Consider the following 360-nt stretch of genomic DNA (forward strand, 5'->3'; position numbering starts at 1 on the left):
CAAGTCTCTTAGTTGTTTTGTTTCCGGTTTGATCTTATCCAACTGCAGCGGCTAGAACAGTCGGTCGTTTCACGCCTTCCTACGAGGCAAAAAGCGCCTCTTCGTCAGGAGTTCCAACACCCTCTTGTTCTAAGCAAGCCGCTTCTGCTTTTCGTTTCATCCAGCTACAGCGGCTAGAATGTTCGGTGGCTTCACTTCTTCCTACGAGGCAAAAAACGCCTCTACGTCAGAAGCTCCATCCCCCTCACATTCTAAGCGAGCCGCTTTCGCTTTTGATCACGGGAAACGAGGGAATTGACCGAAGTCCGGACTGCGTTTTTCTTTGAACGCATCACGACCTTCTTTCGCTTCGTCAGTTGT

At 50.0% G+C, this 360-nt stretch carries 1 protein-coding gene; it reads right to left on the reverse strand.

The window, feature by feature from the left end:
- Positions 1–276 precede the first annotated feature (276 nt).
- A partial coding sequence (locus tag MR167_RS31935; protein ID WP_242316274.1) for a hypothetical protein occupies positions 277–360 on the reverse strand: 84 nt, incomplete at its 5' end.

It is taken from the genome of Bacillus cereus group sp. BfR-BA-01355 (assembly GCF_022663675.1).
In the GTDB taxonomy this organism is placed as follows: Bacteria; Bacillota; Bacilli; order Bacillales; family Bacillaceae_G; genus Bacillus_A; species Bacillus_A thuringiensis_S.